This is a genomic window from Paenibacillus thalictri (assembly GCF_004307995.1).
Lineage (GTDB): Bacteria > Bacillota > Bacilli > Paenibacillales > NBRC-103111 > Paenibacillus_AF > Paenibacillus_AF thalictri.
Map to the genome: position 1 here is coordinate 253,822 of NZ_SIRE01000005.1, position 21,043 is coordinate 274,864.

The 21,043-nt window shown below is 52.5% G+C and carries 24 protein-coding genes; 22 read left to right on the forward strand and 2 right to left on the reverse strand.

From position 1 onward, the window contains the following. Positions 1–2: 2 nt before the first annotated feature. From EYB31_RS07695 to EYB31_RS07705, 3 genes are all read left to right on the forward strand, one after another. On the forward strand, positions 3–887 hold the full coding sequence (locus EYB31_RS07695; RefSeq protein ID WP_131012706.1) for an ABC transporter ATP-binding protein: 885 nt from the start codon (positions 3–5) through the stop codon (positions 885–887). Positions 888–905: 18 nt separating this feature from the next. Further along, a complete protein-coding gene (locus tag EYB31_RS07700) occupies positions 906–3,020 on the forward strand; it encodes a hypothetical protein (protein WP_131012707.1) in 2,115 nt (704 codons plus the stop codon). A 126-nt stretch (positions 3,021–3,146) separates the two neighbouring features. Beyond that, the gene (locus tag EYB31_RS07705; RefSeq protein ID WP_131012708.1) at positions 3,147–3,650 is read left to right on the forward strand and encodes a DinB family protein; all 504 of its coding nucleotides are present in this window, start codon (positions 3,147–3,149) and stop codon (positions 3,648–3,650) included. Here EYB31_RS07705 and clpP read toward each other — a convergent pair. Next, positions 3,638–4,222, reverse strand: a complete 585-nt coding sequence (gene clpP, locus EYB31_RS07710; RefSeq protein ID WP_131012709.1) for an ATP-dependent Clp endopeptidase proteolytic subunit ClpP — start codon at positions 4,220–4,222, stop codon at positions 3,638–3,640. The two genes, EYB31_RS07705 and clpP, sit on opposite strands and share 13 nt — an antisense overlap. Positions 4,223–4,596: 374 nt before the next feature. Here clpP and EYB31_RS07715 point away from each other — a divergent pair, with 374 nt between their 5' ends. From EYB31_RS07715 to EYB31_RS07805, 19 genes are all read left to right on the forward strand, one after another. Beyond that, a complete protein-coding gene (locus EYB31_RS07715; RefSeq protein WP_131012710.1) occupies positions 4,597–5,370 on the forward strand; it encodes an RNA polymerase sigma factor in 774 nt (257 codons plus the stop codon). 140 nt (positions 5,371–5,510) lie between these two features. Next, positions 5,511–6,017 (forward strand): metallophosphoesterase family protein, encoded by a 507-nt coding sequence (locus EYB31_RS07720; protein WP_131012711.1) that lies wholly within the window; start codon positions 5,511–5,513, stop codon positions 6,015–6,017. Positions 6,018–6,146: 129 nt separating this feature from the next. Further along, the gene (ytxJ, locus tag EYB31_RS07725; RefSeq protein ID WP_131012712.1) at positions 6,147–6,488 is read left to right on the forward strand and encodes a bacillithiol system redox-active protein YtxJ; all 342 of its coding nucleotides are present in this window, start codon (positions 6,147–6,149) and stop codon (positions 6,486–6,488) included. 15 nt (positions 6,489–6,503) lie between these two features. Continuing rightward, positions 6,504–7,304 (forward strand): alpha/beta hydrolase, encoded by an 801-nt coding sequence (locus EYB31_RS07730; protein WP_131012713.1) that lies wholly within the window; start codon positions 6,504–6,506, stop codon positions 7,302–7,304. Positions 7,305–7,487: 183 nt separating this feature from the next. Beyond that, entirely contained in the window at positions 7,488–8,438 is a 951-nt protein-coding gene (locus EYB31_RS07735; RefSeq protein WP_131012714.1) for an NADH-quinone oxidoreductase subunit B family protein, read from the forward strand. Position 8,439: 1 nt separating this feature from the next. Beyond that, complete coding sequence (locus EYB31_RS07740; RefSeq protein ID WP_131012715.1) at positions 8,440–9,990, forward strand: nickel-dependent hydrogenase large subunit; 1,551 nt, start codon at positions 8,440–8,442, stop codon at positions 9,988–9,990. Between the two features lie 2 nt (positions 9,991–9,992). Next, positions 9,993–10,502 carry a hydrogenase maturation protease gene (locus EYB31_RS07745; protein WP_131012716.1) on the forward strand — a complete coding sequence of 170 codons (510 nt, stop codon included), beginning with the start codon at positions 9,993–9,995 and terminating at the stop codon, positions 10,500–10,502. 4 nt (positions 10,503–10,506) lie between these two features. Further along, positions 10,507–10,749 (forward strand): hydrogenase maturation nickel metallochaperone HypA/HybF, encoded by a 243-nt coding sequence (locus tag EYB31_RS07750; protein ID WP_131012717.1) that lies wholly within the window; start codon positions 10,507–10,509, stop codon positions 10,747–10,749. A gap of 7 nt (positions 10,750–10,756) precedes the next feature. Beyond that, positions 10,757–11,422, forward strand: coding sequence for a hydrogenase nickel incorporation protein HypB (hypB, locus tag EYB31_RS07755; RefSeq protein ID WP_131012718.1), 666 nt, complete (start codon positions 10,757–10,759; stop codon positions 11,420–11,422). Then, on the forward strand, positions 11,374–13,764 hold the full coding sequence (hypF, locus tag EYB31_RS07760; protein ID WP_131012719.1) for a carbamoyltransferase HypF: 2,391 nt from the start codon (positions 11,374–11,376) through the stop codon (positions 13,762–13,764). Before hypB ends, hypF begins: the two co-directional genes overlap by 49 nt. After that, positions 13,757–13,954, forward strand: coding sequence for a HypC/HybG/HupF family hydrogenase formation chaperone (locus EYB31_RS07765; RefSeq protein ID WP_240762189.1), 198 nt, complete (start codon positions 13,757–13,759; stop codon positions 13,952–13,954). Before hypF ends, EYB31_RS07765 begins: the two co-directional genes overlap by 8 nt. Positions 13,955–13,980: 26 nt before the next feature. Next, complete coding sequence (hypD, locus tag EYB31_RS07770) at positions 13,981–15,078, forward strand: hydrogenase formation protein HypD (RefSeq protein WP_240762191.1); 1,098 nt, start codon at positions 13,981–13,983, stop codon at positions 15,076–15,078. 16 nt (positions 15,079–15,094) lie between these two features. Then, the gene (hypE, locus tag EYB31_RS07775) at positions 15,095–16,093 is read left to right on the forward strand and encodes a hydrogenase expression/formation protein HypE (protein WP_131012722.1); all 999 of its coding nucleotides are present in this window, start codon (positions 15,095–15,097) and stop codon (positions 16,091–16,093) included. 39 nt (positions 16,094–16,132) lie between these two features. Next, positions 16,133–16,399, forward strand: coding sequence for a hypothetical protein (locus EYB31_RS07780; protein ID WP_131012723.1), 267 nt, complete (start codon positions 16,133–16,135; stop codon positions 16,397–16,399). Between the two features lie 281 nt (positions 16,400–16,680). Then, positions 16,681–17,097, forward strand: coding sequence for an NUDIX hydrolase (locus EYB31_RS07785; RefSeq protein ID WP_131012724.1), 417 nt, complete (start codon positions 16,681–16,683; stop codon positions 17,095–17,097). Between the two features lie 87 nt (positions 17,098–17,184). After that, entirely contained in the window at positions 17,185–17,682 is a 498-nt protein-coding gene (locus tag EYB31_RS07790; protein WP_131012725.1) for a VOC family protein, read from the forward strand. A gap of 34 nt (positions 17,683–17,716) precedes the next feature. Continuing rightward, a complete protein-coding gene (locus EYB31_RS07795; protein ID WP_131012726.1) occupies positions 17,717–18,289 on the forward strand; it encodes a GNAT family N-acetyltransferase in 573 nt (190 codons plus the stop codon). Positions 18,290–18,449: 160 nt separating this feature from the next. Beyond that, positions 18,450–19,352, forward strand: a complete 903-nt coding sequence (locus EYB31_RS07800; RefSeq protein ID WP_131012727.1) for a TIGR01777 family oxidoreductase — start codon at positions 18,450–18,452, stop codon at positions 19,350–19,352. A gap of 2 nt (positions 19,353–19,354) precedes the next feature. Next, positions 19,355–19,663: a hypothetical protein gene (locus tag EYB31_RS07805; RefSeq protein ID WP_131012728.1), complete on the forward strand. Its 309-nt coding sequence runs from the start codon at positions 19,355–19,357 to the stop codon at positions 19,661–19,663. A 442-nt stretch (positions 19,664–20,105) separates the two neighbouring features. On the opposite strand, the gene EYB31_RS07810 is transcribed toward EYB31_RS07805, so the two are convergent. Continuing rightward, positions 20,106–20,948 (reverse strand): helix-turn-helix transcriptional regulator, encoded by an 843-nt coding sequence (locus tag EYB31_RS07810; RefSeq protein WP_131012729.1) that lies wholly within the window; start codon positions 20,946–20,948, stop codon positions 20,106–20,108. Positions 20,949–21,043 lie beyond the last annotated feature (95 nt).

The following is a 21,043-nucleotide window of genomic DNA, read 5'->3' on the forward strand; positions in this document are numbered from 1 at the left end:
CGATGATTCACTGCGACAACCTGGTGAAAATTTACAAGGTGGCGGATTTGGAAGTCGTTGCGCTGCAAGGCCTCGACTTGCACGTCGACTCCGGCGAGCTGATGGCGATTATCGGCAACAGCGGCAGCGGCAAATCGACGCTGCTGAACATGCTTGGCGGCTTGGACCGCCCGTCTGCCGGCAATTTGGTCGTGGACGGCAAAGATCTGCTGAAATTTACGGAAAAAGATTTAATGAAATACAAACGGGAGACGGTTGGTTTCGTCTGGCAGAACAATGCGCGCAACTTGATCCCGTATTTGACCGCGCAGGAAAACGTCGAGCTGCCGCTGCTGCTGCGCGGACGGCGCAAACGGGACAGGGCGCTGGAGCTGCTTGAGGCGGTTGGCTTAAGTCATCGCCGGAAAAACCGGCTGAACCAGCTGTCCGGCGGCGAGCAGCAGCGGGTGGCGATTGCAATCGCGCTTGCCAACAGCCCAAAGCTGCTGCTGGCCGACGAGCCGACCGGTTCGGTCGATACGAAAATGGCCAACCAAATACTCGATTTATTCCGGCAGCTGAACCGGCAGCTCGGCTTAACTGTCGTCATCGTCACCCACGATCCGCTGCTGGCCAAGAAGGTGGACCGGGTCGTCGCTATCCGGGACGGCAAAACGTCGTCGGAAATGATCCGGCGCCGCTCCTATGACGAAGAACTGGCCGAGCTGGAGCAGGGCGCTGCGGCCAAGGACGATTCTCATGTCGAATACGCCGTATTGGACAAGGTAGGCCGTTTGCAAATTCCCGCCGGATACCTCGATTCAATCGGCGTGAAAAACACAAATAAAATAAAGGTTCAGCTGGAGGACGGCAAAATAGTGCTGCTGCCTCCCGAAGAGTCCGAATAACAAAGGAGGGGAACCGACGTGCAACAAATGAGATTACATCGGCTGCTGCTGACTTTCTTAGTGGCCGGAGCAGCTGCGTTCGGACAGCCTGCCGCAATAAGCGCCGAAGGCGGGCATTACGCCAAAGACGATGTAGCCGTTACCCAAGCGCTTCCCGCCGTACCGCTCGGAGGCGGCAGTTATATGGAGCTTAAGCGTGCCGCTATTTTGCCGGGGGATGCGGGAAAAACACTCGTATTTACGCTAACGGCCGTCAACGGGGGAGATAGAGACATTGCTTTGGCCGATTATTGGGTACGCCCTTATTCCGCCTCAGGCGCACAGTTTAAGGCGGAGCTGCTGCCGCAGGACAAGGACAAAAACATGGTTCCCGAAGGCAACAGTACGGATCTTACGTTTTACGCCATAGTTAACGAGATGACAGAGCTTTCGGACGTAAACCTGCGCGTTGTCCAGTGGGATTACAGCTTGGCCGATTTGGAACGGAAGATCGGCGACATCCGCTTGCAAACGGATGATCTGTCTTATTTGCATCCCGCTGGAACAGCCAGAACGATGCAGTTGGGCAATGTGCCGCTTAAAGGCGAAGTTACACGTGTCTCGGTCAAGAAAAACGAGAAATATTACGCCCCCCAGCTTGCGCTGCAACTTGTGAATGAGGGAGCGACAAGCCTAACTCCGCCGCAGCTTCAGTATTCGATCCGTACCGCCGATGGATCGATGTACCCGCTGGAGCTGGTCAACACGGAGAAAATCATCCTTCAGCCGAAAGTTATGAAAGAACTTCAGCTGAAGTCTTCGACCATTCCGTTGTCTGCCGGTTCGGAGGCGTGGGAGCTTGTCGTGACACAAACGCTGCCGGCGAGCGGCGACACCAAAATCAACGTTCCGCTCGGATTTATGCCGATACCGGAGACGGACACCGGCCCGCTCACCCAAGGAATCGCTTACGATTATGCCAATGCCACGGGATTATACAGCTTTAAGCTGGAGCAGCTCGAGCGTCTTCCGTGGGACGAGCAAGACTTGTTGACCGCTCAGCTGGCGATCGCCAACCGTGATGAAAGCGGGCTGCCGATTCCCGATTTTCGCGCTTATTTTCTGCTTGACGACGGGGTGAAGATCGAAGCGAAAGCCGTCAAAGCGGACAAACAAATCGGCATACCGAAGGGCCAGGAAGCAAGGTTCAAGCTGATCGGCAAAATCCCTTATACGTATCAATATGGAGAAGCGAAGCTGCTGATCGAAGATAAAACGGCTGAGGGCGTGTATCCGGTCGTCGGGGAATTTCAGCTTCCCGCACAAATCAGCGGGCTGCCGGCCGTTGCGTTCGGCGTCAAACGTTCGCCCGGAGGGCGCAGCCTGCAATATTCGCCGCGGGCGGTCAACAGCTACGCCGACCGCAGCTCCAAGCTGTACGAGGTGCAGGTGGAGGTAGCCAATGCCGATCAGCGCGGTGCGAATATTCCGAAATTGGCGGCGTATTTGCAGACGCCAGCAAACGCGTTGTACCCGATGAAGATGCGCGAGGTAAAAACAAAGCTGAATCCGGACGGCAGAGCGCTTGTATCGTTCTGGACCAAGCTGCCCAAAGAGATGGACAGCAGTGGTTTGAAGCTCCTCCTCGGCGACGCGGTAACGGACAACCATGCGACGGCCGACGGCGAAAAGCCGGATGCTTTTATGGACGCGGCCGTGTACGATTTGCCGAATGAAAACGTAAATGTAGCCGGCGACCTGCGCGATATCGATATGTACCCTTACAGCTTGTCCATTTGGCATATCAGCACATGGCTTGACGCCAAAGAAATACGCATCAATTTCCAATATGACTTAAGCAAGGATTCTTATTACGAAACGAATACGGAAGGCGAGAAAATCGTCCTTCAGCTGGAAGATCTGAAAGGGAACATTACACAAACGCAAAAGATTTTTTTTGAAAAAGGCATCGAGGATGACGACGTCTATTTCCAGCTTGGCGAGCACAGCTACAAATGGAAAACCGCCGACCAGGACCTGATTTTTAAAACGGAGACGCTGAAGCAATACAAGCTTTCCGTATACCATGAGTTTCAAGGCCAACGCAAGCTGCTTGCCAGCAAAACGATCGATTGGTTTACAACAACGGATTAGCGGGAAAGCGACACACTCTTAGTGGAAAACCCGCGGCAAACGATCAATTTTCGTTATGCCGCGGGTTTTGTTCGGTTACGTTGGAAGCTCGAAGATGGAAAATATGTGTAAGGAGATGTGAGATTAATGGATAGCACAGCGCTTTTGATCGATTTTCTCTTGAAGAAATATCGCGCCGAAAAACATGGGACGTTGAGCATCATTAAACGATTATCCGACGAAGACATCGTATGGGCGTCTACGCCGGAAAGCAACAGTATCGCCAATCTGGCCGCTCATATATGGGGAACGGTGCATCAGCGCATCGAGACGGTATTGTTTCATGTTCCGGATACAAGAAATAGAGAGCAGGAGTTCGAGCATGGCCTGCAATTATCAAAAGATCAGGCGCTGGAGCTTATTGCCAAATCTTTCGACTGTATTATTGAAGTTTTGGAGAAGGTTCAAGAGAACCCGGAAATGCTGCTGGAGCAGCCTTATTTAAATTTACCGCCGCTGCAAAATAGCGGGGTCGACAATCAAGCTACCGTGCTCGAGATGCTGCTGCACCAATTCAGACATTTGCCGGGCCATACCGGACAAATTGTATATATCGCCAAAATGAGGCTTGGGCCGTCTTATTTCCTGTAAATCACCTGATCGATAATGCCGTATTCGACAGCTTCCTGGGGAGTCATAAAATAATCGCGGTCCATGTCCCGTTCCACCTTCTCCAGCGGCTGACCCGTACATTCGGCGGTAATCCGGTTGGTTCTGTCGCGGATTTGCAAAATCCGTTTGGCGCTGATGGCGATGTCGCTGGCCTGCCCTTGCGTGCCGCCGTGCGGCTGATGAATCATGATCTCGCTGTTCGGCAGCGAAAACCGTTTTCCTTTGGCGCCTGCGAGCAGCAGGATCGCTGCGAAGGAAGCGGCGAATCCGGTGCAGATCGTATGCACAGGCGGTTTTACGAACTGCATCGTATCGTAGATGGCGAATCCCGCCGTGGTGGAGCCGCCGGGACTGTTGATGTATAAATAAATTTCTTTCTCCGGATCCTCCGCCGCCAGAAATAACAGCTGTGCCGTTATGCTGTTGGCCACTTGGTCGTTGATCTCCGAGCCAAGAAAGACGATCCGGTCCTTCAGCAGACGGGAATAAATATCGTAGGATCTTTCACCGCGGGCCGACTGTTCAATTACATAAGGGATATAACCATTCATCGGAAAACCTCCATACAGTTGGATTGAATTTGTGTCTTACGCCAAGTAAACGAATGAATGCCGCCAAAAGATACGCTTGCGGGTTTGAATTGGCGCAGGGGCCAAAGCAATCGCATTAGAATGGCGGCAACGCTTCAACATTCCAACATTCATATCGCTTTACGTGGAGGGGCGAGCATGATGGGACATTTGATCTTCCAAGCTTCGCTTTTCCGGATTCAAATGTCCCCTTTCGCTTTCTACGCCCCTGGGCGCGGGGCTTGCGACGATGGCAATTCATTTCTTTTTGCTATACAATTTTGAAGAAGGCGTATCTTTTTTCGTGTCTTATTCGTTTACTACTTAAGGATATTGGTCAAAAGGAGAAATGCCGGATGAATATAACTGAATCGGTCGAACAGGGTAAGCTCAGTCAGAGGGTGGATGAACCGGAGCGCTTTACATTCGAAATCGGCGATTTGAACCGGCTTCAGATCGTTTTAAACCGTTATTGCTTGTCTATCACCGGCTCCCGGCAGGATGCGGAGGATTTGGCGCAGGACACGTGGCTTAAATCCTTAATGACATTAAATATTTCCGGTCATGCGAATCCTGAAGCGCTGCTGCTGCGGACGGCCAAACATATATGGATCGACAAGACACGCAGAAAAGCGGCGCTGGCAAATATTTTGCGGCGAGAGCGGTTTGAGACTGCCGCTGAAACGGTTGACGAAGTTGCGTTTGAGCTGGAGGCGGTGTTTCAGATGATTTGCAAACATTTATCGTCCTTGCAGAGAACCGTCTTTCTTTTAAAAGACGTCTTTGGTTACTCGCTTGCCGAAACGGCCGATATATTGGGCACGACAGAAGGAGCGGTAAAGTCGGCGCTGCACCGGGCGCGGCAGTCATTGCTGCTTGTCAGAGACGAAATTGAGCGAAACGTCATGCCATCTCCCAAAGACGAAGGCATGAAAGCTTACCTGCAAGCGCTGGTAGCAGCTTACCGGCTCGGCGACGCAACCGCATTGGTAGAGCTCGCTGGACGCGACGAAGTGGAACCGGCCGTTGCGGTGGGTATCGTCCGTTACCGGATCTCCGGCAAATCGTTTGCCGGACAGCAGGCCGGAGCGCGAAAAGGCACCGGCTCAACCGTTCAAATGGCGGCTTAATCGCGGCTGAAATACTTTAACATCACCATACGGGCGTAACTGCCTGATCTTGTCTTTATAAGCGCCTCAGGGCGCTTTTTCCTTGGGGCGGAATTGTGGTAAGATGAAGACAGTCAATTTGAATGGAATCAGGTGAGTAGATGCGCATTGGAGTCATTAGCGATACCCACATGCCTTCCCGTTCGAAGCAGCTGCCGCAGGCTCTTGTAACCGGCCTCAGCGGCGTTGATCTGTTGCTGCATGCGGGCGATTGGACGAGTCCGGATGTGATCGGTTTGCTGGAGGCGATTGCGCCGGTGGATGGCGTTGCCGGCAATAATGACGGATACGACATCATAGACCGGTTTGGCCATAAAAAATTGCTGACGCTTGCGGGAAGGCGGATCGGTATCGTTCATGGACATATCGGCAGCCGTCCGACGATGGAGAATGCGCTTATGGCGTTCGTCGGCGAAGAAACCGCGCCGGACGTCATTATTTTCGGTCACTCCCATATCCCGCACAGCGAATTGGTAAAAGGCATTCTTATGTTTAACCCGGGTTCGCCGACCGATAAGCGGTTTCAGCCGCGGTACTCCTACGGGATTATCGACATCAGTTCCAGCGGCGTACACGCCGAGCATTATTTTTTCGATTCAAAGCAATAATGAAGCCCATTTTTGCTTCACAAAAACACAAAGCGGATGCTTACGAAGCAAGTTTTGCTTCGCAAAACTCAAAGCCGATGCTTACGAAGCAAGTTTTTGCTTCACAAAAACTTTTAGGAGGGTAACAACATGACCAATTGGAAAGAGATTACAACAGTAGACGAATGGAACAGTTTGTTAGAGGGATCCGGAGAGAAGCCTTTTGTCATTTTGAAGCACAGCACCAGATGCCCTGTCAGCACAAACGCTCTGGAAGAATACGAGCAATATTTGGGCAAGGAACCAAACGGCGGCGTGGATTATTACATGGTGAAGGTAATCGAGTCCCGTCCCGTATCCAATCAGATCGCGGAAGACACCAAAGTGACTCACGCCTCCCCGCAAATGCTGTACATTAAGGATAAAGCGCCATATTGGAATACCTCCCATTGGTCGGTAACCGCAAAACATATGGCCGCGGTACTGGACTAAGACGGGAGAAGTCTTATGACCGTACAATATGCCGCATTTTTCTCAGGCGCGTTGTTCAGCCGCAAAGTATGTTGCGTATACATTCCGCCCGGATACGAAACATCCGATCAATCTTATCCGGTCGTGTATTTGCTGCATGGGCTGTACGGCTGCCAGCTGGATTGGACGCAAAAGGGCAGTGCCGCCCAGACGCTCGACCGGCTGATTCAGAGCGGCGAGCTGCGTGAGTGCATTGTCGTGATGCCAAGCGACGGCGAAGCGGGGCACGGCACCTTTTATATGGATTGGTACGATGGAACAGGCAATTTCGAGCAATATTTCGTCTATGATCTTGTGCCGTACATCGACCGCCATTACCGGACGGTGGCGGACCGGAATCATCGCGTGATTGCCGGCCTTTCCATGGGCGGCTTTGGCTCCTGTTATTTGGCGCTCCGCCATCCGGAGCTGTTTGGGGCGGCAGCCAGCTTATCCGGCGCGTTGGGATCCGTTTCCGGCATGGAAGAGAAGATGTTCGACCGCTCGCAGTTTCCGCGCATGACCGGCCCGGCTGCTGGTCCGTATGCCCGTGAACGGGATTTGCATCAGCTCGCCTCCAACGAAGCGGCGAACCCGCAGCGGCCGTCGATTTATTTTAACTGCGGTACGGAAGATTATTTGTTTGCGATGAATACGAGCTTTAAACAACATCTCGATTCGATTGGTTATGCCTACGAATACGAATCATTTCCCGGTGAGCACAACTGGGACTACTGGACCGAGCATTTGCCGGATGCGCTGCGATTCCTTGAATCGTGGTTGGCCAAACAAATCTAACAATATAGTTGACACCCATAGCGACAGCCCTGATGCACAATTGCACATGGCGGCTGATATGGGTTTTTTGTGCTTTATTTCCACATAGTGACATTTGTCACAGCTTAATCGCTATGTTTGGACTATGGTTTAAAAGGGGTTTTATGTTAAAAACACTATAATATAGCTCGGGAGGGAAAAAGATTGGCGAATTTGCTTTGGTTGGAAGGTTCGGCTTGCAGCGGCAATACGATGTCGTTTCTGACGGCGGAACAGCCGGACGTCATCGATTTGCTGACTCAATATGGCATTAAGTTAAGCTGGCATCCTTCGTTAAGTTTGGAAAGCGGGCATGCGGTGAGCAAGCTGCTGAACGAGTTTATCGAGGGCCGCAATACGCTCGATATCCTGGTCATTGAAGGCGCTATCGCTCAAGGTCCGCATGGCACAGGCAAATACGATGTCTTTTGTGAAAGGCCTTTCAAAGATTGGGTCAGCGATTTGTCCAAAGTTGCGCACATCGTCGTTGCGGTCGGCGACTGCGCTTGTTTCGGCGGAGTTCCCGCAGCCGATCCGAATCCGACGGATGCCACCGGATTGCAGTTCCACAAAACGCAAAAAGGCGGATTCCTCGGAGCATCCTACGTGTCACGCAGCGGATTTCCGGTCATTAACGTATCCGGTTGCCCGGCGCATCCCGACTGGATTACGCAGACGCTGATCGGCGCAGTGACGCGCCCAAACGATTTACTGCTGGATGAATACCATCGCCCGCGCGATTTATACTCCACGACCACCCACACAGGCTGCACCCGTAACGAATACTTCGAATATAAAATCGGTTCCGAAACATTAGGCTGCAAGGAAGGCTGCTTGTCGGTCAACTTCGGCTGCCAAGGGCATTATACGCATTCGTCCTGCAACCGGATCCTTTGGAACGGTCATTCCAGCAAAACAAGAGCCGGTGTCCCTTGCTTCGGCTGCACCGAACCGGAATTTCCGACCTTTAACTATTTTAAAACCGCCAAACGTATGGGTATCCCTAAGAAAGCTCCGCTTGGCGTGCCGCAGCTTCCTTATATCGCCGCAGCGGGCGTGTCAAAATTGGCGGCGCCCGAGCGCCTAAAAGGCAAACTGATCAAAGGGAGACCGTAACATGGCGAATGAATTAACAACCGTCAAGCTGAATGTCAGTCCGCTCAACCGGGTGGAAGGCGATCTCGAAATCAAAGCGCACTTGGAGCAAAACAAAGTGGTACAAGCCGAGGCGATGGCTACGATGTTCCGCGGCATCGAAGTGATTCTGCGCGGCAAAAGCCCGCTTGACCCGCTGGTTATTACACCGCGGATTTGCGGCATTTGCGGCCAAGCCCATTTACGGGCGGCGGTGAACGCGCTGGAAAATGCGTACCGCGTCGCCCCTACGCCCAACGCCACGTTGATCCGCAATATTTGCCAAGCGACCGAAAACGTGCAGAGCCATGCGACATGGTTTTACGCGTTGTTTGCGGTCGACTTTGTGAATGAGAAATACGCCAAGTCGCCTTTTTACGAAGAGGTGAAGAAACGGTTTGCGCCTTTTACCGGCACATCGTATACACAAGCGGTCAAAATCCGCAAAAGACTGCTGAACGTTAATGCGATTTTTTCCGGACAATGGCCGCACAGCAGCTATATGGTGCCGGGCGGAGTCACCTGCTCGCCGTATTTGACCGATATTACGAAAACGTTTGCAATTCTCAAGGAGTTTCAGCAATATGTGGAAACGGTCATATTGGGCTGCTCGCTTGAGCGCTGGCTGAAGATCAGAGGCAAACACGAGCTGGAGCTGTGGCTGAAAGAAAGCGAAGCCCACCGCAACAGCGACCTCGGTCTGTTTATCCAATTCGGGCTTGATGTCGGTCTCGACCGCTTAGGAGTGGGCCCGGGCAAATTCCTTTCCAGCGGGGTATATGAGGATTTCGACAACCCGCGCAATTACAACGTGGAGGAACGGTCGTGCTGGCTGCCGGCGGGATATTACGACGGCGGGAAAACACATGCCTTCGACCATCTGAAGGTGGAGGAATTTATCGCCCATTCGTTTTATAAAGGGTATGAAGGCGGCCGCCATCCATGGGAGGGTGTAACCGACCCGAATTATACGGAAAACGATAAGGAAAAATACAGCTTCGCCAAATCGCCGCGTTATGACGGGCAAGTGGTGGAGGTCGGGCCGCTGGCGAGAATGGTCGTCGATCATGATCCGCTTATTTTGGACTTGCTGGAAACCTTTGGTCCGGGGGTATTTATCCGAGCGATCGCCCGGTTTCAGGAAACGGCCAGAACGATTCCGAAAATGTTCGAATGGCTGCAAACCGTCGATCTTAAGCAGCCGTTTTACTCGAAACCGCAGGCGGAGCCGGAGCAAGCCCGGGGTGTCGGGTTAACCGAAGCGGCCCGGGGTTCGCTGATGCATTGGAACGTGCTCGAAACCGGCAAAATCGCCAACTACCAAGTCATCACGCCAACCGCATGGAATGTGTCGCCGCGCGACAGCATGAACCAGCCGGGAGCCATAGAGCAGGCGCTGCTGGGCACTGAAGTGGCGAACATGGAAAATCCGACCGAGCTTGGCAGCATTGTGCGCTCTTTTGACGCCTGCCTTGTTTGTACCGTGCATTCGATTCATCAAAGCCATGTGCACAAAATCAGATTGGGGATATAACGATGAGTGAACAAGAGGGCATCCTCGTCTTAGGCCTCGGGAACAGCTTACACGGAGACGACGGCTTCGGCCCCCGCATCATCATGGAGCTGCAAAAGCGGTATGAAATGCCCGCAGCGGTTGAACTGGCAGATGGAGGGATATTGGGGCTTTCGATTCTTCCGATCGTGGAACGCCATCATCACATGATCGTGGTGGATACAGTCGCATTAGGCAACGAGCCGGGGACGATGTATCGCTTCCCATTGTCCGAGCTTAAAGTCCCGGAAGCTCCGCCGCATCATATTCATTTGATGGGGGTGGCGGAGGTGCTGCGAATTTTAAAAAACGACGGTTACGAAGTCGAAGGTACGGTCATCGGCATCGAGCCGGCTGCCATTACACCTTGGGTGATGGGGCTCTCTCCGACGATTGAAGCGAAAATTGCAGAAGCAGTCGAACTGGTTGCAGGCGAGCTGAAGCGCCGGGGATATCCGGCAGCTGCGGCTGTTGAGGGAAAAGACGGAGGATGAGGAAATGCATGAAGTCAGTCTCATATCGGAAGTAATCGCCATCGTTTCCCAGGCTGCCGCCGAGCGGGAGCTGGAAAGCATCCATAAAGTAAAATTGGTCGTCGGAGAACATACCGCCGCGATGCCCGATTCGCTGCAGTTCGCATTTGAACTGCTGAAGGATAAACCGCTTGCCGACACCGCCGTGCTGGAAATCGAACGCGGGCAAGGCGAAGAATTTTTTATCGAGTATATGGAAGGGGAATAAGTTCTGCATGGCGGAGCGGATACATCTGGAGCAGCATGTTCTCCAAGGCAATAAACTTATCGCCGGGCAAAACCGCGATCGCTTTCAGCGCCATCATGTTTTGGCGGTTAACGTGCTGAGCTCGCCGGGAGCCGGCAAAACGACGCTGCTGGAACGTCTGGCGGAGCAGCTTAAGACCAAGCTGCGCATGGCCGTAATCGAAGGGGACATTGCCACAACGCTGGATTCCGAACGGATAGCAGCCCATGGCGTGCAGGCGGTGCAAATCAATACACACGGAGCTTGCCATCTGGACGCCCGCATGGTGATGCAAGCGCTTGAATACGTGGAGCTTGCCGATATCGACCTGCTGATTATCGAAAATGTCGGCAACCTCGTATGTCCAGCCGAGTTCGATTTGGGCGAAGAGCTGGATATCGTCGTCTTAAGTGCCACCGAAGGGGAAGACAAAGTGGCGAAATACCCGTTTGTGTTTAAGAAGGCGGATGCCGTCATTTTGAATAAAACCGATTTGCTGCCGTATATTCCGTTTGATGTGGAGCGGTTTGAAGCAGAAGTGCGCCTGCTTAACGTCGCTGCGCCGATTTTTCAAGTCTCCGCCTTAAAACGGGATGGGCTGGACGAATGGATCGGCTGGTTGTGCGGGAAATTGGAAGCCGCAGATCCGCAATGAAGCAGCGCTATCGGATTGAAGTTGCCGGCGTCGTGCAAGGAGTAGGTTTTCGGCCGCTCGTATACCGTCTTGCCGTTACACATCGTCTGGCCGGCAGCGTATCGAACCGGAACGGCCATGTCGTTATCGCGATTGAGGGACTGCCTGACAATTTGCGGGCTTTTGTTCATGAGCTGGAACGTCATACGAGTCCGCCGATGAGGATTGATTCGTTAACGGTCACGCAAACGGAACCTGTCGAAGAGCGCAGCTTTCGTATCGAACCTAGCGATAGCTCGGGAGAATCACGTTATTCGGTCATTCCTGCCGATTTGGCGGTTTGCGAATTATGCTCGCGCGAAACGATGACTCCGGGGAACCGGTTTTATATGTATCCGTTTACCGGCTGCACGGACTGCGGTCCGCGGTACACGATCATACACGAGCTGCCGTACGACCGGGAGCGGACATCGATGTCGGATTTCACGATGTGCGATAAGTGCCGGAAAGATTACAACGACCCGCAAAACCGGCGTTTTCATGCTCAAAATATCGCATGCCCGGATTGCGGTCCGCAGATCCAGCTGATGTACCCGAAGCTCGGTGAATTATTGGGAGATTGGCGAACGGAAACGCATAGGCTGCTGGAGAATGGCGGCATCATTGCCGTCAAAGGGGTGGGTGGCTTTCATCTTATTTGCGACGCTCAAAACGAGATGGCCGTGGCCGAATTGCGGCGCCGCAAACATAGGCCGCGCAAACCGCTTGCGGTTATGGCGCCCGGCTTGTCGGAAGCGGAGCGCTGTTTTGAGCTGTCGCTTGAAGAGAAGGATGCGCTGGCATCCCCGCAAGCGCCGATTGTGCTGGTAAAACCAAAAGCGGAGGCGAAGCTGAAGCTGCCGTTGAAGGTACTGGCCCCGGGGCTTGATCGCTTGGGTGTCATGCTTGCTTATACACCGCTGCATCATCTGTTGTTCGGGAGTACATGCCCGCTGCTTGTCGTGACAAGCGGCAATGCCAGCGGCAAACCGATCGCTTGTACAAACGAAGAAGCATTCCGCGATCTAAGTCGCATTGCCGATGGCTTCCTGCTTCATGATCGCCTGATCGTGAGCCGTGCTGACGATTCGGTCGGACAAGTGGCGGACGGGGCCTTTTGCTTGACCCGCCGTTCCCGCGGGTATGTGCCGGAGTCGCTGCCGGTTCCATTGCCTGAAGGCGACTTTACATGGCCCATCGCTTTGGGGACGGGCGCGGAAACGAAAAATACATTTTGCATTGTGCATAACGGCATCGCGTGGTTAAGTCATCACATCGGCGAGACGGATCACGTGGATGGTTTGCGGTATTACCGCGACGCTGTGCAGCGTGCCTGCCGGATGCTGGGAGTGGAACCGGAGATCGCCGGTTATGATCCGCATCCCGGCAGCGCCGCTGCCGCCGAAGTGCGTAAACAGGGCGTAGGGAAGCTCATCCCCGTCTACCATCATCATGCCCATATGGCTTCCTGCATGGCCGAGCACCAACTGAGAGAACCGGTCATCGGCTGTGTGTTGGACGGGACGGGCTACGGCGTGGACGGCAGTTTATGGGGGTTCGACATTTTGGCCGGCGATTATGCCGGCTTCCAGCGAATCCACTCCCTACAGCCGTTAAAACTGCCCGGCGGGGAAGCCGCGATCCGTTATCCGTGGATGATGGCAGTTTCGTGTTTATATGAGACGTATGGTCCGGGCAGCACTTTTGAACACATGATCACACAGCGGTTTCCGGAATATGCCGACAAGCTGCCGATCGTAACGGCTCAGCTTGATGGGCGTATAGCCGTCCCTCAGGCATGCGGTGCCGGAAGATTGTTTGATGCGGTATCCGCTTTGCTTGGCTTATGCGTGAAAAGCGGTTATGACGGCGAGGCGGCGATGATGCTTGGCAGTTTGGCGAGCTTGGCGGCGGAAGAAATTCCGGACCCTTCGGCGAATTCCTGCTATCCCATCGTTAGCCGGCAGGACAAGTGGCTTGTACAACCGCTGTTTCTTGCCCTTGTCGACGATTTACGGCATGGCCTGCCGGCACATTTAATTTCACAACGTTTTCACCGGACCGTAGGGGAGATGGTGGTGGACGGAGCGATGCGGGCCGCAGTCCGATGGGGATTGCGAACCGTCGTCTTAAGCGGCGGCGTGTGGGACAACCGGTATTTGCTCTCCTATACGAAAGCCAGGTTAGTAGAAGAAGGTTTTACCGTATATTCTCATCAAAAAATACCGGCCGGAGACGGCGGCATCGCTTTCGGGCAAGCTGTCGCGGCTTTATGGAGGTGGCATCGGGAACATGTGTCTTTCCGTTCCGGCGAAGGTGATTGAAATATATGCCGACGAGTGGCGGGCCAAGGTGGACTATTTGGGCAGCGCCAAAACGGTAGGCATCGGCATGCTCGATGAGGTGAGGCCGGATCAATACGTGCTGGTGCATGCGGGCGAAGCGATCCAAATTATCGATGAGCAAAGCGCGCTGGAAAGTCTGCATTACTGGAAAGAGGTGCTGGAACTGTGAGTTTGCCGGATTTTCGGGATACGGGGATGAGCAAAAAGTTGCTTAACAAACTGGTTCCCGAGCTTGAACAAGCGCGTGAAAAGATGGGCAGAAAGCTGCGGTTTATGGAAGTATGCGGCACTCATACGGTAGCTATTTCAAAGTCGGGCGTACGCTCCCTCTTGGCGCCTTATGTCGATCTGATCAGCGGCCCCGGATGCCCGGTATGCGTAACCGACCAATCGGACATCGATCATATGATCGCTTTTGCCGGCAGCGAAGATGTGATCGTGACGACGTTTGGAGATATGATGAAGGTGCCCGGCTCCACGTCCAATTTGTTTCAAGAAAGAGCAAACGGGGCGGATGTGCGTGTGGTTTATTCCGCCTCAGAAAGCGTCGATATTGCGATAAAACATCCGGATAAACGGGTCGTGTTTCTCGGGGTAGGTTTTGAGACGACTTCTCCCGGCGTGGCGCTTGCCATTTTATGGGCGGAAAAACAAAAGATCGGCAATTTTTTCGTTTACTCGGCAAATAAATTGACACCGCCGGCGGTTAATGTGCTGCTTCAAGACCCTGATCACCGGATTGACGGTTTTCTACTGCCGGGCAATGTGTCGGTTGTCGTTGGCAGAGAAGGCTGGATGGATGTGGAAAAAGCCAACATGCCCGCCGTGATCGGCGGTTTCGAACCGGTCGACCTACTGTCTTCGTTATATTTACTAACCGAGGAAATGAGCAAGGGCCGCAGACAGGTCGTTAACAACTATAAGCGGGTCGTCAAAGAAGAGGGGAATACAAAAGCGGCGGCTCTGCTCGGCGAAGTATTTTCCCCGTGCGAGATGGCATGGCGTGGGATCGGCGCATTTCCGGAAAGCGGGCTGCGCATCCATCATCGTTATGAGCGGTATGACGCCGCGCTGCAAATTCCGGTCGATAAGCCGGTTACCAAGCTGCCCCGCGGCTGTCAATGCGGCGAAATTATTAAGGGGAAGGCGACGCCTTTTGAATGCAAGCTGTTCGGGCGGGCCTGCACGCCGCAGAACCCGATCGGTCCTTGTATGGTTTCGGGAGAAGGCTCCTGCTCCACCTTTTACACATATGAACGGCATCAACATAAACAACAACCGCTGAGTGTATAGGGAAGGGGAGACAAGCATGAAAATACTGCTTTCACATGGCGATGGCGGGTTGCTGACACATGATCTTATCGACGGGGTGTTCCGGGAGGCATTTAACGATGCTGCACTTCAAGAGCAGAACGATGCTGCGGTTATGCCCGTACAGGCGGGGTATATGGCAATCACGACAGACAGCTTTGTCATCCACCCGCTGGAGTTTCCGGGAGGGGACATCGGCAAGCTGGCCGTCGCCGGCACGGTGAACGATCTTGCGGTAAGCGGAGCCGTTCCTGCTTATATGAGCGTCGGATTCATATTGGAGGAAGGGCTTGATATCGCGCTGTTGAAGAAAATCACAGCTTCTTTGGCGGCGACTGCCCGCGAGGCCGGCGTAAGGATCGTAGCTGGAGATACGAAGGTCGTGGAAAAGGGCAAATGCGACGGGATGTACATCAATACTACGGGAATCGGTTTTATCGAACGGCCGGAACGGCTCGGATACAACCGGATTCAGCCAGGAGACCGGATCATCATCAACGGCGGGATAGCCGAGCACGGCGTTGCCGTGTTGGGGGAAAGGGCGGGCATCACGTTTGACCCTCCGCTGCCAAGCGATTGTCGGCCGCTTAACCGGCTGATTGTGCCGCTGTTGGAACAGTTTCCTTCCATTCGGTTCATGCGTGATCCCACCCGCGGCGGTGTCGCTACTACCTTGAAGGAAATAGCGGTTAGCGCGGGTGTTCGTATGGTGCTGGACGAAGAACTTCTACCTATTCAGCCGCATGTCCGTGGCGCATTGGAGCTGTTGGGGATGGACCCGCTTTATTTGGCCAATGAAGGCAAGGTGCTGATGATCGTAGCGGAAGAGGAGGCGGCGGGTGTGGTGGATCACATGAGAAAACACCCGGATTACCGGCTCGCTGCCGTGATCGGAAAAGTGGAAGCGGGGCACGGCGAAGTGATCCTGCAGACGGCGCTGGGCGGGGCCAGAGAACTGCAGATGCTCTCCGGAACGCCGCTGCCGCGGATTTGTTAAACGTTTTGCAGCAAAACATGGAGAAAGGGGCCGATAACGATGTGCAGAAACACAGTCAACGTATCCGAAGTTCAGCTTGCTTTACGCCAGCTGGAGGATCTCGTCAAAAATGTCAACGCCTATATCATGTCGTGGGGAATTGTCGTGGCGACCGGCAGAGCGGATGCAGAACTTCAGCAAGATTTTAGCGAAACGGCAATTTTAGCGGACCAATTAAGAAAAAAAATCCACCAGCTGCAGCATAAGCTGGACGAAGCGCAGGAATTGGAAGCAAGGCCGATCACAATCACCCATCTGCATAAATAATGCAGCCGGACATGGCCGGATCACCGCACGCCGCTGCGGCGGGTTTTCACTGAATCAACATGTGCATACAAACCATTCTTGAATCACGCTGTAATAAGGAAGCCGATCAAGAAGTTTTTCGTATGATGAGGTCAGCCGGAATGTTCTGGTTGGCCTTTTTCGTTAGGTATTTTGTGCTTTGCCTGCATATTTTTGCCCGAAACAAAACTGCAAGCAGGGGAAATGGGCCGTTTAATCGAATATTTGCAATACACCCATGTTTGAAATGAAGGAGATTGCTCATGCAAGGATATAATGTCATTATGATTTACAATCAGGATATGAGCCGGCTGCTCATGTGCAAACGGTTAAAGGACCCGTATCTGGGCTTGCGAAATCTGGTCGGCGGTAAAATCGAAAGCGGCGAGACGGGAATGGAAGCCGCGTACAGAGAACTGCGGGAAGAAACCGGCATTTCCAAAGAAGACGTCGTTTTGCATCATATCATGGATTTTACTTATTATTTGCAGCACTGTTATGTAGAAGTATATGCAGGCCGCTTGATCCGGGACGTGACCGTCTCGGGGGATGAAAACGAGCTGTTTTGGTCGGGATTGGACGAGAACTTTTTTGACATGAGCTTGTATGCAGGTGAAGGCAATATCGGGCATATGATGGAACAAGTGAAGATGAGCAGACAGCTGTTGTTAACGGACTGAAGATTGAGTGACAACACCCGGTCAATATAAGCATCGTGATGGAAATAAGTAAGGGTTATGTGATCTGAAGGGGAAGAGAGGATCCTTATGAAAATAACGTCCCAAGGCGTGTCGGAGGTCGTATTGGAAGTCCGCGATATGGAACGCGCCATCGGTTTTTGGTCGGGTAAGCTGGGGTTTCCAATCGTTCAGCAATGGGGTTATGAAGGCGGACAATTTACGGAAGAAACAAAGTCCATATGGGCAACCTGGCTGTATGTCGGCGGTCCGACTAGATTAGGATTGTGGCTGCCCCGCAATTTCAACAACCTCGAGCGATTGGAGAAGGAATCTGCGATTTCCCAGTGGAACGGGCTATTTGACGAAGGCGGTATCCATGTGCATATGGCGTTGTTTATTGAAGGCGCTGCTATTGAACAGGCGATTCAAGTGCTGAAGGAAAACGACATAGATCATAAAATCATTGTAAGAGGCATTCATAAGAGAGTGTATTTTAAAGACACGGAGGACAACATAATCGAGTTCTATACTTTAAGTATGGAGGAAGATTATGTCATGAGGCGCAATCAAGGAACGCTTAAATAGACCAGACCCAAGATTTTGAAAGTGGTGAGCAGCATTGGCAACGGACGCATTGGAATACCGCATCACAGACAAATGGGACGATGAGCTTTGGGCCGCGGCGGAGCGAATCTATGAAGAAGCATTTCCGCTGGATGGCAAAAAAAGCCGCGACATCATCCGCCGTATGTTTGAGAGAAACATGTGCGAGCTGCACACAATGACGCAAGGTCCGGAAGTCGTAGGCATGGCATTAACCGGCAGCGATCGGCAAGCCGGCGCGCTGCTTATCGATTATTTGGCGGTTCGCCAACATCTTCGCGGAAACGGATACGGCCGGTTGCTGTTGGACCGCATCAAACAATGGGCGCACTCGGTTACGGGCTGCAAAGGCATTATCGTCGAAGTGGAGGCCGATCCGACAGAGGAGAACGAACAGCGCATCCGTTTTTGGGAAACATGCGGCTTCCGGATTACCGGTTATGTTCATCAATACATTTGGGTGCCTGAGCCATATCGGGCGATGTATTTGAACTTCGACGAGACAGACCCGCTGCCGGAGGATGGAGAAACGCTGTTTGGCAGCATTACCCGTTTTCATGAAAAGGCGTACCGCGCAAGTAAAAAATAGAAATCGATCCGGATTGTGCCGTAAGGGGAACGCATAAGATATTGGTAAACGAAGGTGAACCGGCAGCGAGTGGAAACGACGGCCCCGTTTGTATTACAATAAGGGGAGCTGGATAATCACACCAGCTAACGTTGCAGCAGGCTGCGAAGGAGGCGACCTCTTGAAAGTGGCAATAGCCGGAGGAACCGGCTTTATCGGCAGGCATTTGGTCAAATATTTCGTACATAATAACGATACCGTTTTATTAATAAGCAGGCGGCAGACCGTTTCGGATAGCCCTTCGGTTTCGAATGTGACCTGGTCCGAGCTGGAAGCCAATCCTTCCAAATTGGAAGGAATTGATGCCGTCATCAATTTGGCCGGGGAATCGATCAACCAGCGCTGGACCGAGGAGGCCAAGCAGCGTATTTTGCATTCCCGCCTGGATACGGTCGGACGTTTGGCGCGTTTGCTGGAGCAGATTGAAGATAAACCACATGTAATTGTGAACGCTTCCGGCATGTCGATCTACGGCACATCGGAAACGGAAGTTTTTGATGAAACAAGTCCGAAGCGGCTGACCGACTTTCTGGCCCATACCGTTGAGCAATGGGAAGAAGCGGTGGACCGTATTCAAGGCATTCGTGTAGTCAAAATCAGAGTTGGCCTCGTGTTAGGCCACGACGGCGGTGCGTTTCCGAAGATGGCGCTGCCATATAAGCTGTGGGTCGGAGGAAAAATCGGCAGCGGCCGGCAAGTATTGTCCTGGGTACATATTGAAGACATGATCCGTTTGATCGATTATTGCATTGAACACGAGGACATATCGGGAGCGGTTAACGCAACGGCCCCGAACCCGGTGACAAACGACGAATTCGGGCGGGCTTTAGGACGTGTTTTACGGAGACCGCATTTTTTTCCGGTACCCGCGTGGCTGTTTAAGCTGCTGTTTGGCGAGCTGTCGGTACTGCTCTTAGAGGGTCAACGCGTTATTCCGCGTGTGCTGCTTGACCACGGGTTCGAATTTAAGTTTACGGCGATTGAGCAGGCTTTGGCGCAAATTACATCAGGGGGAAGCAAATAGCGATGTTAAAATATGGATCACCGGATACGACGGAATTAAAATTCAAGCGGTTTATTGCGGAAGTCGAGCCCAGAGACGAGCAATGGATCGATATTGTGCTGCGTTTTGAGCTGGAAGAGGAAAACGCCATACCGCTTGATGTAACGGATTTAACGGCACTGGTCATCTGTACGCGCGGGGGAGAGATATTTCAAATGGTGCCTCAGGATGAGGGCTGCGATTGTGAATATCAGTTCACCCCTGGTGAGAAGGAACAAATTCGCGATTATGTGGAACGCGAGCGGCTGGCGGCTGAGGCGGCCAAGATGTAGCGGGGATGATGCAATTTTTGAATTGATAGTTAATGACGTTAATCAAAGACTCTCGAATCAATCCGTCACCGTACGATGATTTTAAGTTTTAATCGGACATTTGTTTAATTACATTAATTAATTTAAACAAGCGATACCCATACATAACAAGAGGCCATTCCATATGGAGGCCGCTGAAAAAGTAGCGAATTGAGCGAAATCATGCTGGAGAAGCGCCAGTATTCGCTTATGTCCCCGAATTTCACCTGACATCAGCGGGTACAATTCAAGAAATCGCGGGGACAATTGGTGATCGTAAGAAAGATTCGCTCATGCTGCATTCACTTTTTCAGTGGCTTCTTCCATAAGGATGGCTTTTTTGCATTTGATGTTGTTAGCCCCACATTGTGAGTTCTTACATACATAACCCGGTCCTGACAACACAGTCCGCCAGAACGTGGGATTAACTTTGCTTTTCATACAATTTACGGTATTCGGAAGGTGTCATGCCTTCGTGCTCGTAAAATCGTTTATTAAAATAGCTCACGCTTGGATATCCGGCGTCGATCGCAATTTCGCGAATGGTCGATGTTTTGCGTTCCAGCAGCCATTGTTTGGAAACTTGCAGCCTGCATAAGGTCACAAAATCCATCGGTTTCATCTGCACCGCTTTGCGAAACAGCTTGCAAAAATAATACGGGCTGACTCCTGCCCGGGCCGACCACTCCTCGAGGATAAACGGCTTGCATGCTTCGCTTTGAATGAGCGGCAGCAGGCCAAGCACCCGTTCCGTCGCATCGCTGCTTCTGGCCGCCGTCAGCGGCACGGCTTGGCTGATGAATTCGGCCAGCACGGCATACGTCAGCACGGAAAGCGCCGCCTTATGCAGCAGCTTGTGCGCCGACGCTTTATCCAGCAGCGCAAGATGCGCCTGCTCGAATGCGGCGCCTTGCCGCAGCGTCCACAGCTGGGACTTGTGGAACCCTCGCTCGATCAAATACTCATTGATTTTGCTCCCGTAAAAATGCAGCCAACGCACATCCCATGGATCTTCGGTGCAGGAGAAATATCTTTGGCGTTGGAGCGGGAAATATAACACCGCATCGCCTTTTTGCAGTTTATAGACACGGCCCTCCGATTCGACATAGCCTGTTCCGGACGCCACGTAATGAATATTAAAGTTGTTGAGCGTCCCCACCTCGCGGGTTACATCGTGATCAAGCTCTTGCCAATACGTTCCCACCGATTCCGGGAAACAAAAAAACGGCTGATCGGCTAACGTCGGCAGCAAAACCTGTCGTTTCATCAAGTTGCTCCTTCATGACAATATAATGTTATCCCAAGTCAAAATGTTATTATATTCATTTTAATTACGCTGTCCTATAATGGCAATATAATCTT

Coding starts and splice junctions, on each gene's coding strand:
- EYB31_RS07695 (WP_131012706.1), top strand. CDS start 3: ATGATTCACTGCGACAACCTGGTGAAAATTTACAAGGTGGCGGATTTG.
- EYB31_RS07705 (WP_131012708.1), top strand. CDS start 3,147: ATGGATAGCACAGCGCTTTTGATCGATTTTCTCTTGAAGAAATATCGC.
- clpP (WP_131012709.1), bottom strand. CDS start 4,222: ATGAATGGTTATATCCCTTATGTAATTGAACAGTCGGCCCGCGGTGAA.
- EYB31_RS07715 (WP_131012710.1), top strand. CDS start 4,597: ATGAATATAACTGAATCGGTCGAACAGGGTAAGCTCAGTCAGAGGGTG.
- EYB31_RS07720 (WP_131012711.1), top strand. CDS start 5,511: ATGCGCATTGGAGTCATTAGCGATACCCACATGCCTTCCCGTTCGAAG.
- ytxJ (WP_131012712.1), top strand. CDS start 6,147: ATGACCAATTGGAAAGAGATTACAACAGTAGACGAATGGAACAGTTTG.
- EYB31_RS07730 (WP_131012713.1), top strand. CDS start 6,504: ATGACCGTACAATATGCCGCATTTTTCTCAGGCGCGTTGTTCAGCCGC.
- EYB31_RS07740 (WP_131012715.1), top strand. CDS start 8,440: ATGGCGAATGAATTAACAACCGTCAAGCTGAATGTCAGTCCGCTCAAC.
- EYB31_RS07745 (WP_131012716.1), top strand. CDS start 9,993: ATGAGTGAACAAGAGGGCATCCTCGTCTTAGGCCTCGGGAACAGCTTA.
- EYB31_RS07750 (WP_131012717.1), top strand. CDS start 10,507: ATGCATGAAGTCAGTCTCATATCGGAAGTAATCGCCATCGTTTCCCAG.
- hypB (WP_131012718.1), top strand. CDS start 10,757: ATGGCGGAGCGGATACATCTGGAGCAGCATGTTCTCCAAGGCAATAAA.
- hypF (WP_131012719.1), top strand. CDS start 11,374: ATGGATCGGCTGGTTGTGCGGGAAATTGGAAGCCGCAGATCCGCAATG.
- hypD (WP_240762191.1), top strand. CDS start 13,981: ATGAGCAAAAAGTTGCTTAACAAACTGGTTCCCGAGCTTGAACAAGCG.
- hypE (WP_131012722.1), top strand. CDS start 15,095: ATGAAAATACTGCTTTCACATGGCGATGGCGGGTTGCTGACACATGAT.
- EYB31_RS07780 (WP_131012723.1), top strand. CDS start 16,133: ATGTGCAGAAACACAGTCAACGTATCCGAAGTTCAGCTTGCTTTACGC.
- EYB31_RS07785 (WP_131012724.1), top strand. CDS start 16,681: ATGCAAGGATATAATGTCATTATGATTTACAATCAGGATATGAGCCGG.
- EYB31_RS07790 (WP_131012725.1), top strand. CDS start 17,185: ATGAAAATAACGTCCCAAGGCGTGTCGGAGGTCGTATTGGAAGTCCGC.
- EYB31_RS07805 (WP_131012728.1), top strand. CDS start 19,355: ATGTTAAAATATGGATCACCGGATACGACGGAATTAAAATTCAAGCGG.
- EYB31_RS07810 (WP_131012729.1), bottom strand. CDS start 20,948: ATGAAACGACAGGTTTTGCTGCCGACGTTAGCCGATCAGCCGTTTTTT.